General features: G+C 66.5%; 12 protein-coding genes. 9 read left to right on the top strand and 3 right to left on the bottom strand.

Annotation, left to right across the window (positions count from 1 at the left end; all coding sequences use genetic code 11):
• The 9 genes from LN450_RS11660 to LN450_RS11620 all read left to right on the top strand — a co-directional run bounded on the left by LN450_RS11660 (position 1) and on the right by LN450_RS11620 (position 8,382).
• Positions 1 to 795: a WecB/TagA/CpsF family glycosyltransferase gene (locus LN450_RS11660; RefSeq protein WP_008574554.1), complete on the top strand. Its 795-nt coding sequence runs from the start codon at positions 1 to 3 to the stop codon at positions 793 to 795.
• A 34-nt stretch (positions 796 to 829) separates the two neighbouring features.
• Complete coding sequence (locus tag LN450_RS11655) at positions 830 to 1,291, top strand: cupin domain-containing protein (protein ID WP_011347894.1); 462 nt, start codon at positions 830 to 832, stop codon at positions 1,289 to 1,291.
• Positions 1,292 to 1,382: 91 nt separating this feature from the next.
• Complete coding sequence (locus LN450_RS11650; protein WP_014090470.1) at positions 1,383 to 2,399, top strand: TraB/GumN family protein; 1,017 nt, start codon at positions 1,383 to 1,385, stop codon at positions 2,397 to 2,399.
• 200 nt (positions 2,400 to 2,599) lie between these two features.
• The gene (locus tag LN450_RS11645) at positions 2,600 to 3,598 is read left to right on the top strand and encodes a 3-oxoacyl-[acyl-carrier-protein] synthase III C-terminal domain-containing protein (RefSeq protein ID WP_039416249.1); all 999 of its coding nucleotides are present in this window, start codon (positions 2,600 to 2,602) and stop codon (positions 3,596 to 3,598) included.
• Positions 3,598 to 4,446, top strand: a complete 849-nt coding sequence (locus LN450_RS11640) for an MBL fold metallo-hydrolase (protein ID WP_011347890.1) — start codon at positions 3,598 to 3,600, stop codon at positions 4,444 to 4,446. The genes LN450_RS11645 and LN450_RS11640 overlap by 1 nt, the downstream gene beginning before the upstream one ends.
• Positions 4,443 to 5,402: an NAD-dependent epimerase/dehydratase family protein gene (locus LN450_RS11635; RefSeq protein WP_011347889.1), complete on the top strand. Its 960-nt coding sequence runs from the start codon at positions 4,443 to 4,445 to the stop codon at positions 5,400 to 5,402. Before LN450_RS11640 ends, LN450_RS11635 begins: the two co-directional genes overlap by 4 nt.
• The gene (locus LN450_RS11630; protein ID WP_011347888.1) at positions 5,393 to 6,547 is read left to right on the top strand and encodes a glycosyltransferase family 2 protein; all 1,155 of its coding nucleotides are present in this window, start codon (positions 5,393 to 5,395) and stop codon (positions 6,545 to 6,547) included. Before LN450_RS11635 ends, LN450_RS11630 begins: the two co-directional genes overlap by 10 nt.
• Complete coding sequence (locus LN450_RS11625) at positions 6,525 to 7,136, top strand: hypothetical protein (protein ID WP_014090466.1); 612 nt, start codon at positions 6,525 to 6,527, stop codon at positions 7,134 to 7,136. Before LN450_RS11630 ends, LN450_RS11625 begins: the two co-directional genes overlap by 23 nt.
• On the top strand, positions 7,126 to 8,382 hold the full coding sequence (locus LN450_RS11620; protein WP_008571391.1) for a glycosyltransferase: 1,257 nt from the start codon (positions 7,126 to 7,128) through the stop codon (positions 8,380 to 8,382). Before LN450_RS11625 ends, LN450_RS11620 begins: the two co-directional genes overlap by 11 nt.
• Before the next feature lie 34 nt (positions 8,383 to 8,416).
• On the opposite strand, the gene dxs is transcribed toward LN450_RS11620, so the two are convergent.
• From dxs to LN450_RS11605, 3 genes are all read right to left on the bottom strand, one after another.
• Positions 8,417 to 10,333 carry a 1-deoxy-D-xylulose-5-phosphate synthase gene (dxs, locus tag LN450_RS11615; RefSeq protein WP_011347886.1) on the bottom strand — a complete coding sequence of 639 codons (1,917 nt, stop codon included), beginning with the start codon at positions 10,331 to 10,333 and terminating at the stop codon, positions 8,417 to 8,419.
• Positions 10,334 to 10,766: 433 nt separating this feature from the next.
• Positions 10,767 to 11,423 carry an HNH endonuclease gene (locus LN450_RS11610; protein ID WP_011347885.1) on the bottom strand — a complete coding sequence of 219 codons (657 nt, stop codon included), beginning with the start codon at positions 11,421 to 11,423 and terminating at the stop codon, positions 10,767 to 10,769.
• A 287-nt stretch (positions 11,424 to 11,710) separates the two neighbouring features.
• Positions 11,711 to 13,504, bottom strand: a complete 1,794-nt coding sequence (locus LN450_RS11605) for an acyl-CoA dehydrogenase C-terminal domain-containing protein (RefSeq protein WP_011347884.1) — start codon at positions 13,502 to 13,504, stop codon at positions 11,711 to 11,713.
• Positions 13,505 to 13,518 lie beyond the last annotated feature (14 nt).

Genomic DNA, 13,518 nt, shown 5'->3' with positions numbered 1-13,518 from the left:
ATGATGCAGGGCCAGCGCGTGGATGTGGAAACAACGGGGATTGCCAGCGGAACCACGCCGCCGGGTGTGGTGATTCCGTTGGGCGGCTTTCCGGTCCTGTCCACCACGCAGGAAGCCTTTGCGTTGGATCTATTCCACGCGCTGGCCGCCCGTCAGCCGCGACGGGTGTTCTTTGCCAATACCAATTTCATCGTGCAATGCCAGGCGCTGCGGACGCGCATGCGCGAGCCCAGCGTGCGCATCGTCAACGACGGGATCGGCATGGATCTGGCTGCGCGGCTGATCCACGGCCGCCGCTTTGCCGGCAACCTCAATGGCACCGACCTGATTCCGTATCTGTGCCGTGAGAGTGCGCAACCGCTGAAATTCTTTCTGCTGGGCGGCCGTCCGGGTGTGGGCAAGACCGCTGCGGCGACGCTGACCGGGACCTTGGGGCAGCAGGTGGTCGGCATGTGCGATGGTTATGGCGAATTTGCGGCGGCGGGCGAGGGCCTGGCCGAGCGCATCAATCGCTCCGGTGCCGATGTGCTGCTGGTGGCGTTCGGCAATCCGCTGCAGGAGCGCTGGATCCTGGACCACAGCCATGCGCTGAGCGTGCCGCTGGTGTTCGGGGTGGGCGCATTGCTCGATTTCTTGTCCGGTACCGCAAAGCGTGCGCCCGAGTGGGTGCGAGGCCTGCACATGGAGTGGATGTATCGGCTGCTCAACGAGCCACGCCGTTTGCTCAAGCGCTATAGCTGGGATTTGTTGGTGTTCTTCCGCACCTGCTTGCGCGCGGGAAAGCAGCTGCCCTGATGCAGCGCAGGCGTGTCTGGCCTAGCATGCCTGCATGCATCCGACCGCCGCCGCCCTGATCCGCTCGCTGGACCTCGCCCCGCATCCGGAAGGCGGGCACTACCGCCGCATCCATGCCTCTGCGCGTCAGGTGACCGACAACGGCCAGACCCGCCCGGCAATGACCGCCATCCGTTTTTTGCTGAGTGCCGGCGAATGCAGTGCGTGGCACCGCGTGGATGCGGAAGAAACCTGGCATTGGCAGCTGGGCGATGCCTTGGAACTGCTGATCTATGACACCTGTACCGAGCAAGTGCAGCGTGTGATCGTGGATGCCGCCGAACGCGGCGAGCCGATGCATGTGGTGCCGGCAGGCTGCTGGCAAGCGGCGCGTTCGCTCGGCGATTTCACCCTGGCGGGCTGCACGGTATCGCCGGGATTCGTCTGGGAAGGCTTTGCGTTGCTCGACAAGGCCTCGCCGCTGGCTGCACGCCTGGCGACGCTGCTGCCACGCTGATCATCGACCGCGTTTGCGCGTCCGAACGCTTCCCTAACGCGGCTGCTGCCGGCTTGGCGTACTGTCCGCCTCAAACAGGGGGCAAGACACCATGCAACGCAAGGTCGCGGGATGGGGAATGGGTTTGATGCTGGTGTCGCTGCTGGCGACCGCCGGGGAAGCCGTGCCGCCCAAGTTGGCGACGCCGGCACCAGCAGTGGTGGATCTGGAGGCCATGGTCGTGCGCGGCGTGCAGCCCGGGCCGGGCTTGTGGAAGGTCAGCAAGGGCGATCATGTGTTGTGGATCCTGGGTACCTTGTCGCCCTTGCCGAAGCGGCTGCAGTGGCAGTCGACCGAAGTGGAAACCATCATCGGCCAGTCCCAGCAGGTGCTGGCAGCGCCAACCGTGCAGGTAGATGCGGACATGGGATTCTTCGGCAAGCTGACCTTGCTCCCGTCGGCCATGAAAGCGATGAAGAACGAAGACGGGCGCGAGCTGCGCGACATCTTGCCGGCCGACCTGTATGCGCGCTGGAGCGTGTCCAAGGCGCGCTATCTCGGCAGCGACCGCGGCGTTGAGCGCAAACGCCCGATGCTGGCTGCCGGCGAGTTGTATCAGGCGGCGATCAAGCGCTCCGGCCTGGCCCGTTCGCCGGTGGTTTGGCCAGTGGTGGAACGCGCTGCCAAGCGTGCCGGCATCAAACCCACACCGACCGCGCTGGACTACAAGATCAAGGACCCGCGCCAGGCGCTCAAGGAGTTCCGCGCCGGCGGAATGGACGATACCGCATGTTTCCGCAGCATTCTGGTGGCCGTGGAGCGCGACCTGCCGACGATGGTGGAGCGCGCCAATGCCTGGTCGGTGGGCGATGTCGAGGCCTTGCGCAGGCTGCCGCGCGAAGATCCGCAGGCCGCCTGCATGGACGCAATGGCCAGCTCCGGTGCTGCAAGGAAACGCGGCATCGACGATCTGGAACGGCGCATGCGCGAGCATTGGCTGGGTATCGCCACCGCTGCCCTGCAACGCAATCGCAGCACGTTCGCGGTGTTGCCGATCAGCCGGTTGACCGCGCCGGATGGCTATCTGGCACGCCTGCAAGCGCTGGGCTATGAGGTGGAAGCGCCTTGATGCGATGTCGCCGCGTGCGCCTGGCGCGTCATGCCGAGCACGAGCACAGCAGCTGGCAGAGATGCAATGGATGCGGCAGGCGGCTGTTGCGCGGCGTGCCTCGCGGTGCATGCGCTTAAAGGTGTATCGGCATGCACGGCGGTGGGCCTGCCGATGCGGCCACGGTATGCTGCGCGCCTTCATGTTTCGAGAGCTCCGCGTTGAACGCATTGCCGCTGCGCATCCTGGGCACCGGGCGCCATGTTCCGGCGACGGAAGTGACATCGCACCAGTTGGACGAGCGCTGGCAGTTGCCGGCCGGAACCACGTTCGCGCGTCTGGGCGTGGAGACGCGCCATTACGTGGGCGAGGGCGAGACCGCATCGTCGATGGGGGCAGCCGCTGCACAGCAGGCCTTGGCCAGCGCCGGGCTCGATGCCAGCCGGATCGATTGCCTGATCTCCGCCTGCAGCGTCATGGAGCAGCCGATTCCCTGCCAGGCGGTGCTGATCCAGCGCGCGCTCGGCCTCGGCGATTCGGGCATCCCCGCATTCGACGTCAATGCAACCTGCCTCAGTTTTCTGGTGGCCCTGGACATGGCGGCCAACGCACTGGCGCTAGGTCGCTACGAGCGCGTGCTGATCGTCTCCAGCGAAGTCGCATCGGCCGGGCTGGATGCGGCGACGCCGGCCACGGCCGGCTTGTTCGGCGATGGCGCAGCCGCAGTGGTCGTTGGACGCAGCGACGCAGGGCAGGGCTCGGCGCTGCTCTCCAGCCGGCTGTCCAGCTATGGCAATGGCGCCGAGCTGTGCCGCATTCGCGGCGGTGGCACGCGTTACCCGCATGGCGAAGACAGCGCGCCCGATGCCTCGCGCGTGTTCTGCATGGACGGACGCGGCGCCTACCGTTTCGCTGCGCGGCATCTGCCGGCGTTCTGGGAACAGCTGCTGCACGAGGCCGGCACCGCCACCGCAGCCTTGCGTTGCCTGGTACCGCACCAGGCTTCCGGCGGCGGCCTGGATCATGTGGTGCAGACCTTGGGACTGCGCCCCGAACAGGTGGTGCGCATCCTGCAACACACGGGTAACCAGGTCGCCGCGTCGTTGCCGCATGCGCTGCATCACGCACGCGTCGACCTGGGCCTGCAGCGTGGCGATCTGGTCGCGCTGCTCGGCACCGGGGCAGGGCTTGCCATCGGCGGCATGGTGTTGCGTTACTGATGCCGGTCCGCGTGTCGCTCGAGCTGCTGCGCGTGGGCCACTGTCGCCATTGCGAACGCATGGTGCGTGCAGATGGTCACTGGCATGCGGTGGAATTCCCCGCACTGAGCGTGCTGATCCGGCATCCGCAGCGTGGCGCGCTGTTGTACGACACCGGCTATGCCGCGCATTTTTTTCGTGCCACCGATCCCTGGCCGGAGCGCCTGTACCGCTGGACCACGCCAGTCAGCTTGCCCGCCGACCAAACCCTGGGCGCGCAGTTGAACAAACGTGGCGTATCGCTGGATGACATCGCCTGGTGCCTGATTTCGCACTTCCACGCCGACCATGTCGGCGGCCTGCGCGATCTGCCCAATGCGCGCTTTCTCTGCCTGCGCGCGGATTACCAGCAGCTGCGCAGCTGTTCGCGCATGGGTGGGTTGCGCCGCGCCTTGCTGCCGCAGCTGCTGCCGGACGACTTCGACCAGCGGCTGCAGTTTGCCGACCAGGCGCCGCAGCGCGCGTTGACTGGAGCCTGGCAGGGGCTCGGCCCGGCCTACGATCTGTTCGAGGACGGCAGCGTGCTCGCGGTATCGCTACCCGGGCACGTGCCCGGCCAGATGGGACTGTGGGTACGCGATCAGCACGACCGCGAGGTGTTGCTGTGTGCGGACGCGGTATGGTCCTCGGCCACCTGGGCCACGCTGCAATGGCCGGCCTGGCCCACGCGTCTGCTGATGCACGACTGGCACGCATTCCAGCACACCGTGCATCGCTTGCACGCCTTGTCGCACGCCCATCCGGAACTGGTCATCCTGCCTTCGCATTGCCAGCCGAGTCTTGACCGTTATCAACCGGAGTGGCGATGAGCCTGCGCATTCTCGTGACCGGCGCGTCCGGTTTTGTCGGTGGTGCATTCCTGCGGCGCTTTCAGGGGCAGCCGGGCGTCGAGATTCACGGTATCGGCCGCCGCGCCAGCGACCTGCCCAACTACCATCGCATCGATCTGAGCCAGGCCTTCTCGCTGGACTGGCAACCGGATGTGGTGATTCATGCAGCTGCCTTGGCCTCGCCGTGGGGCACGCGTGCGCAGTTTCAGCGGCACAATGTCCAGGCCACCGCCAACCTCATCGACTTCTGCAAGCGCAACGGCTGCCCGCGCCTGCTGTATGTCTCCTCCAGTTCGGTGTTCTATCGCGAAGCGCATCAATACGGCCTGGATGAAGACAGCCCGATCGGCCCGGCGTTCGTCAATACATACGCACAAACCAAGTATCTTGGCGAGACGTTGCTGGATGACTATCCCGGGGAAAAGAGCGTGTTGCGCCCGCGTGCGGTATTCGGGCCCGGCGACACGGTGCTGTTTCCGCGCGTGATCGCCGCCGCGCGCAAGGGTGCATTGCCACGTTTCGTCGGTCAGACCCAGCCGGTGATCGGCGACCTGATCTATATCGATACGCTGTGCGATTACCTGTACCGCGCGGCCACCGCGCCGCAGTTGCAGGCTGCTTACAATCTCACCAACGCACACCCGGTGGACCTGCAGCAGTTGTTGTTGGAGGTGCTGGCGCGCCTGCAGCTGCCGTTGCCACGGCGCGAGGTGCGCATCGGCACCGCCTTGCGCATGGCCAGCGTGGTGGAGGCGGTGTATCGCGGGCTGCGGCTGCGGGGCGAGCCGCCGATCACGCGCTTCGGCGTTGGCGTGTTCGCATATTCCAAGACCTTCGATCCGCGCCGCACGCTTGCCGATCTGGGCCCGCCCAGCGTCGGCCTGGACGAGGGCGTGGACGCCTTCGTGCACTGGCAGGCAGCGCAGTGGACCTGATCGTTCCCATCCTGGCGGCGCTGTATCTGGCCGTGCTGCTGGTCAAGACGGCGGCCGTGCTGTGGGTCATGCGTGGCGAACGCGCGAGGCCGGCGCGCCGTGCCGTTGCCACGCCGGCCGAGGTGGCGATCCTGCAGCCTATTCTTGGTGGCGATGCGCATTTGCAAGAGGTGCTTGTTGCCAACGCGCAGGCATTGCCGCAGGCGCAGTTCGTCTGGTTGCTGGATGCCGACGATGGCCCGGGAAACGCCGCTGCCGCTGCTGTCGTTGCACAATATCCGCAGCTGCGGATCGCGCGCATTCTCGTGCCCGCGGCGCCACCAGGCATCAACCCCAAGGCCTGGAAACTCGATTACGCGCTGCCGCACATCGATGCGCCTGTCAGCCTGATTCTCGACGACGATGCGCACCTCGGCGGCCATGCGCTGTCGCAACTATTGTCGGACCTCACGCATGCAGATGTGGTCACCGCACTGCCGTATTACCGCGACAGCGCCACGCTGGCCGGGCGCCTGTTGGCGCAGTTCGTCAACAACAATGCCGCGCTCACGTACTTGGGCTGGCTGCCATTCGCAGCGCCGCTGACCATCAATGGCATGTGCTACGCCGCGCGTACCGAACAACTGCGCAGCTGGGATGGCTTTACTGCATTGCTGGAGCAGCTGACCGACGATCTGGCCTTCGCCACCCTGGTGCGCGACCGCGGCGGGCGGCTCTGGCAATCCACTGCGCCGGTGGCGATGCGTACCGCCATGCCCGACCTGCGTGGCTATGTGCGCCAGATGCATCGCTGGATGCTGTTCGCATCGATCCTGCTAGGCCGTCAACGCCTGCACGTACGCACTGCCATCGGCGTGTTGCAGGGGCTGCCGCCGTTGCTGCTGGTGGCCATGCTGGTCTGCGCTTGCGTGCAGCACACCTGGCCGGCTGCACTCTGCGTGCTGATCGTCTTGCTGGTGCGTGCGCTGCTGCTGTGCGCTGTGCAATGGCGCGTCACCGGCGCCGTTCGCCACCGCCTGCTGGTGTCGCTATGCGCCGAATGCCTGCAGCCGCTGCATCTGCTGCACGCAGCGCTGGTGCGCACGATCCGCTGGCGCACGCGGCGTTACCGCGTGCTACCGAATGGGTGCTTTCGTGCGGAGTGAGTCGGGGCCGCTGCAGATCGCCTTCCTCACCGGGCAAAGCGATCCGGCAAGCTGCGCCTTGAGTGCGGAGCAGGGCGCATTTCTGCAACAGCTGCAGGGCGCAGGCCGGCAGCTGCTGGATTGCAATTACCCGTATCGCCGCAACGGCGCGCCGCACCGGCGCACGCCGTTGTGGCGTGCCAGCCTGTCCAATGCACGGCAGTATCTTGCGGCCCGACATGCACGCCTTGCCGAAGCCGATCGCAAGCGTGTCCATGCGCTGCTGGATCAGGCGCCGATGACGCTGCTTCTTGCCGGCAGCTGCGGACTGCAGCTGTTGACCGCATTGCAGTTGCCGGATGCGCTGCGTGCACGCCTGGCGGTTTTTGCGTACGGCCCGGTGTGTGATGCGCCCTCAGTGTTCGGCCAGCTGCGCGTGGTACAGGGCCGCAGCGACTGGATTTCTCGAACACTGTTCGATGGGCAGGTCGATGCCAGGCCTGCGTGCGGACACATGGCGTACCTGCGCAACGCCGAGGTGCTTGCCGAGTGCCAGCGCTTTGTCGCGCAGATCGAACGAATGCGACAGGGCGCAGCGCATGCGCATTGATCTGATCGCACCGCCCTACAGCGGCCATTTGCATCCCATCCTGGCGATCGCGCAACAGCTCACCGCGCAGCACGAGGTCTGCGTCATCAGCACGCCTGCTGCGCGGGCGCACATCGAGGCATGTGGGCTCGCCGCTGCCAGCGTGCTGGATGCGCATGCCGATCGCTTGCTGCTTTCCATCGCCAACCCGCCGCATGCAGTGGGCCACAACCCCGTGCGCCTGCGTCGGCAGTTGCACAACGCACTCAGGCTCATGGCGCAGCTCGGCGAAGCGCTGCAGCAGCGCTGGCGCGCGCGGCGGCCGGATCTGGTGATCGTCGACTTCACCCTGCCCAGCGCAGGACTGGCCGCACAGACGATGGGCATTGCCTGGTGGACCAGCATGCCGTCGCCATGCGTGATCGAAACCACGGATGGGCCGCCCGCATACTTTGGCGGGTTGCTGCCTGCGACCACACCCTTGCAGCGTGTCTGGCATGCAGCGGCGCGCCGGCTCACACGTGGCTTCAAACGGACCCTGCACCTTTGCTATCGGCGCCAGATGCGCGCGTGCGGGTTGCCGGCAATCTATCGACGCGATCGCAGCGAGGCGGTGTATTCGCCGCAGTGCATCCTGGCCCTGGGAGTCCCGTCGTTCGAGCTGGCGCAACGCTGGCCGACGGCCGTGCGCTTTGTCGGGCCGCAGTTGTGCACGCCGCCTTCGTCGGTGCCGGCGCCCACCTTCGTCGACGGTCGCCGGCATGTGCTGGTGACGCTGGGCACGCATCTGCAATGGGTCAAGCAGCGCATGGATGGCGTGCTGCGTGCGCTGGCGCCGCAGTTCCCGGAGGTGGTCTTCCATTTCAGCGACGGCGACACCGGCGCTTCGCCGCAGCCGGGGCAGGGCAACTATCAGCGGCTGCCCTATGTGGATTACGCCCAGCACCTGCACCGCTACGCCTTGGTGATCCATCACGGCGGTGCCGGCATTCTCTACGCCTGCCTCGCCGCGGGATTGCCGGCCATCGTCTACCCGCTGGATTACGACCAGTTCGATCACGCCGCGCGCCTGCAGGTGGCAGGTGCTGCCTGGTGGTTGCGCGATCTGGATGGCTTGCCGGCGTTGCTGCGTCAGGCGCTCGGCGCCGGCGAGGTGCCACACGGCGTGCGTCGCCTGCAGGCGGCGCTACAACTGATCCAATCGCAGGCGCGCATCGCGCAGCTGGTGGAGGGTTTCGCGCGTACTGGCGCGGTGCCGCCAGTGTAATGCGGCGCGCGCCACAACGAATCTGTTGGCGCGCTCAGCCTGCCGCAGCGTTCAACGCAGGCGTCTTGCTGGTCATCAGCTGCGGCCAGCGCTTGAGCACGGCGGCGCGAATGCCGGCCTGGTCGATGCCGGCCTCGGCCAGCAGGTCTTCGCGGCTGGCGTGATGCTGGAAGCTGTCCGGCAGGCCCAGGTGCAGCATCGGCATGGTAATGGCTTCGGCGTTGAGCAGTTCCGACACGCCAGCACCTGCGCCACCGGCAACCACGTTGTCTTCGATGGTGACGAAGCCGTCGTGAGTTTTTGCGAGCTCCAGCAGCATCGCCTTGTCCAGCGGCTTGACGAAGCGCATGTTCACGACCGTCAGCCCCAGTTCGCGGCCGACCGCCTCTGCCGCATCCACCGTCGCGCCGAAGCCGAGCAGGGCGATGCGGGTGCCGCTGTGGCGCAGCTGCGCCTTGCCGATCGGCAGGGTGGCCAGCGAGGCATCGAGCGCCACACCCGGGCCGGTGCCGCGCGGGTAGCGCACCGCTGCCGGGCCCTGGTACTGCACGCCGGTGCTCAGCATCTGACGGCATTCGGCCTCATCGGCCGGCGCCATCACCACCATGTGCGGCACGCAGCGCAGGAAGCTCAGATCCAGATTGCCGGCATGGGTGGCGCCATCCGGGCCGACCACGCCGCCGCGATCGATCGCAAACAGCACATCCAGTTGCTGCACCGCCACGTCGTGCACCAGTTGGTCGTAGCCGCGCTGCAGGAAGGTGGAATAGATCGCGACCACCGGCTTGGCGCCCTGGGTCGCCATGCCAGCGGCCAGCGTTACCGCGTGCTGCTCGGCAATGGCCACATCGAAATAGCGCTGCGGATATTCCTTGCTGAAGCGCACCAGGCCCGAGCCCTCGCGCATCGCCGGTGTGATCACCAACAGCTTGGGTTCGGCGGCGGCCATGTCGCAGACCCAGTCGCTGAAGACGTCGGTATAGGTCGGCTTCTTGGCGCCGGCCTTTGCCACCAGGCCCTTGCTCGGATCGAACGGGCCAACGGCGTGATAACCGATCTGATCGCCTTCGGCCAGCTCGTAGCCCTTGCCCTTGGTGGTGATGACGTGCAGCAGTTGCGGGCCCTTGAGCGTCTGCAGGGTCTTCAGTGCGCCGACCAGGCTGGGCAGGTCGTGGCCATCGATCGGGCCGGTGTAATGGAAGCCCATCTCCTCGAACAGCGTGGACGGCACGAACATGCCTTTCCAGTGTTCTTCCCAACGCCGCACGAAACGCGCGGTAGGGTTGTTCTTCTTGTCGCCGAGGATCTTCTTGCCGCCTTCGCGGATCGCATTGAGCGTGCGGCTGCCGCTGGCGCGCCCCAGCATCTTGGTCAACCCGCCCACTGCTTCGGAGATCGACATGCGGTTGTCGTTGAGGATCACCAGCAGATTCGGTTCCGGGTCCATGCCGCCAGCGTGGTTCAGCGCTTCGTAGACCATGCCGGCGGTCATTGCGCCGTCGCCGATCACCGCCACCACCTTGCGGTCGTCGCCGTTGCGCTGCGCAGCGATGGCCATGCCGAGCGCGGCCGAGATCGAGGTCGACGAATGGCCCACGCCGAAGGTGTCGTAGATGCTCTCTTCGCGCTTGGGAAACGGCGCCACGCCGTCCTTCTGCTTGACCGTGTGGATCTGGTCGCGCCGGCCGGTGAGGATCTTGTGCGGGTAGGTCTGATGCCCGACGTCCCACACCAGTTGATCCACCGGCGTCTGATACAGGTAGTGCAGGGCGACGGTGAGCTCGATCACGCCCAGGCCGGCCGCGAAGTGCCCGCCGCTCTTGCCCACCGATTCGATCAGATAGGAGCGCAGTTCTTCGGCGATCGCGGTCAGCTCGGCTTCGTCGAAGCGGCGCAGATCGTCGGGAGTCTGGATGCGGGACAGGCGCGGATAGCGGGTGGTGTCGATCATCATCGTGTCAATCTTCTGAAGCCGTATTGTCCTCCCCATGCGAAGGCCCGGCAAGCAAACCGGTTCAGCTGTCAGCGGGAAGTGATGGGCACACACACCGTCACGCCTGGCGCGCGCGATGCTTACCCACACCTGCGGCAATCTGCCGCACCGTTCGATGGACCGATTGCGCCGAGTCCTCTAGACCACTTGGCCCTTGCCTGCGTGGGATGGGACGCTTGGCCGTGTCCGGGTGCCTCATGCGTTGGATCGCCGTGGCCGGGTTCGATGTCACGTCGGACACCCCGTGCGCCAGCGAAGCCGCCAGCGCTGCGGCGCGAGTGGGGCAACCGCACGCGCATCCAGGCCCAAGCGCCCGTGGTTGTCTTGGCACTCGGCCGAAGGGTGGCGCGGCCACTCACCAGCCGGCAGGCGCAACGCGTGGCCAGCCGGCTTACAGCGACAGCTTGGAGCGTTTGGGCAGTTGCGCGCGCAAAAAGGCCATCTGATCGGACAGGATGTTGCGGTTGGACAGGATCAGGTGCTCGATCCAGCTCGGCCGGTAGGGCACCGCCAGCAGCGGCATATGCGCCTGTTGCGGCGTGCGGTTGGCCTTGCGCGAATTGCACTGGAAGCAGGCGGTCACCACGTTTTCCCAACTGTCGCGACCGCCTTTGGACACCGGCATGACGTGGTCGCGGGTCAGGTGCGGGCGACTGAAATGCTGGCCGCAATACATGCACAGCTGCGAATCGCGCGCGAATAACGCGGTGTTGCTGAGGGTCGGGGTCGGGTCCAGCGCGCGCGACCGGGCATGCCCGCGCGCGGCGATGATGGGGTGCAGTTCCAGCGTGCTGCGCTCGCCGGTCAGCCGCGAGATGCCGCCGTGGATCTGCATGCATGGCTCGCCCAGCGTCCACGACACCGCATCGCGGGCGTACAGGCAGGCAGCGTCTTGCCAGTTGATCCAGTCCAGAACGCGGCCATGCGCATCGAGCGACAGCAGGCGAAGCGTGGGGAGTTGGTGGATTGCGGCGACAGCGCTGCCCGTGTCCGGGGCAGCGCTGCCTCCGGGGACGATCACATCACGAACGTGCGTGTCTGTCTCCATCGGGAAAACAGCTTATACCCGATCGTTGACAGTTTGTGTATCGCAGCGAATGGCGTTGGCGCGTGTCTTCAAAGCACTGGCTCGGCAAGTCCCGTTGCCCGCCATTGCGTGCCGCCGCGCTGCGGAATCGCTCGTCGAACGCAGTGATGGCGTTGATGAGCCGTAGGAGCGCCCCCGGGCGCGAGGCTTTGTCGAGCGATACCGCTCTGTCGCGGCCAGGTCCGCTCCTACGACAGCGGCAGAATTCCGCGGCGTGAGCCGTAGGAGCGCACCTGGCCGCGAGGCGCTCAGCCTTCGCCGAACAGCTCCGCTTCCAGGGTCATCAGCGGTGCGGCGCCGCTGCGGATGGCGGCGGCATGGGTCAGGGTGCGCGGCAGGATGCGGGCAAAGTAGAACCGCGCCGTCTCCCGCTTGGCGCGCTTGAAGTCCTCGCTGTGCGCCGATGCGTCGGCAGCGGCCACGCTGCGCGCCCACCAGTACGCCAGCACCACGTAGCCCGAATAAAACAGGTAGTCGTGGCTGGCCGCGCCCAGTTCGTCCGGGTTGCGCGCGGCGCGATCGAGCACATCGCGGGTCAGCATCGCCCATTCGCTGCACTTGTCGCGCAGCGGCTTGATGAACTCGGCCAGCGCAGCGTTGCCGTCCTGGGCGTTGGCGAAGGCTTCCACGTCGGCCAGGAACAGCTTCAGCCCGGCGGCCTGGCTGGCGGCGGTCTTGCGGCCGATCAGGTCCAGCGCCTGGATGCCGGTGGTGCCTTCGTAGATGGTGGTGATGCGCGCGTCGCGGGCCAGCTGCTCCATGCCGTATTCGCGGATGTAGCCGTGGCCGCCGAAGCACTGCAGCGCGTGGTAGGTGTTCTCGATCGACCATTCGGTCTGGCAGGCCTTGGAGATCGGGGTGAGGAAGCTCACCAGGGTCTCGGCGTCGGCGCGTTCGCGTTCGCTCTCGCCGCGATGGGCGACGTCGACCAGGCTGGCCGCATGCAACGCGAGCAGGCGGCTGCCTTCGGTCAGCGACTTGATGGTCAGCAACATGCGGCGCACGTCCGGGTGCACGATGATCGGGTCGGCCGGCTTGTCCGGGAATTTGGCCCCGCTGAGCGCCCGCGATTGCAACCGCTCGCGGCTGTAGCGCAGGGCGTTCTGGTAGGCGCGCTCGGACAACCCGATGCCTTGCAGGCCCACGCTCAGGCGTGCGGTATTCATCATCGTAAACATCGCCTGCAGTCCCTTGTGGGGCTGGCCGACCAGGTAGCCTTGCGCGCCCTCGAAGTTCATCACGCAGGTGACCGAGCCCTTGATGCCCATCTTGTGCTCGATGGAGCCGCAATGCAGCGCATTCCGCTCGCCCACGCTGCCGTCGCGGCCCACCTTGAACTTGGGGGTGACGAACAGCGAGATGCCCTTGGCGCCGGCCGGTGCGTCCGGCAGCTTGGCCAGTACCAGGTGCACGATGTTGTCGGTGAGGTCGTGCTCGCCGGCGGTGATGAAGATCTTGGTGCCGGTGATGGCGTAGCTGCCATCGGGATTGGGTTCGGCACGGGTCTTGAGCAGGCCCAGGTCGGTGCCGCAATGCGGTTCGGTCAGGCACATGGTGCCGGTCCAGCGGCCGTCGATCAGGGGTTTGAGGAAGACGTCCTGCTGCCAGGTCTCGCCGTGCTGGCGCAGGGCTTCCATCGCGCCATGCGACAGCAGCGGAAAGTTGCCCCAGGCCAGGTTGGCAGCGTTGATCATTTCGCTCAGCGGCACGCCCAGCGTGTGCGGCATGCCTTGGCCGCCGAATTGCGGTTCGGCGGTGAGCCCGTTCCAGCCGCCTTCCACGAATTGATCGTAGGCGGCGCGGAAGCCGGGCGGGGTGGTCACCGCGTGCGTGCTCTTGTCGAACGCGCAACCCATCTCGTCGCCCACGCTGTTGAGCGGCGCCAGCACTTGCGAGGTGAAGCGGCCGGCCTCTTCGAGGACGGCGTCGATGATGTCGGTGCTGGCCTCGGTGTAGCCGAGCCGGGCGAACAGGGCGTGCGCGCCGAGCACGTCGTGCAGGGCAAAGCGGAAATCGGTCAGCGGGGCGGTATAGCTGCTCATGCGGGATCCTTGGA

Source organism: Xanthomonas euvesicatoria pv. euvesicatoria, assembly GCF_020880415.1.
GTDB classification, from domain to species: Bacteria; Pseudomonadota; Gammaproteobacteria; order Xanthomonadales; family Xanthomonadaceae; genus Xanthomonas; species Xanthomonas euvesicatoria.
The sequence above is the reverse complement of the archived record's forward strand: the minus strand, read 5'-3'. Positions and strand labels throughout refer to the sequence as shown.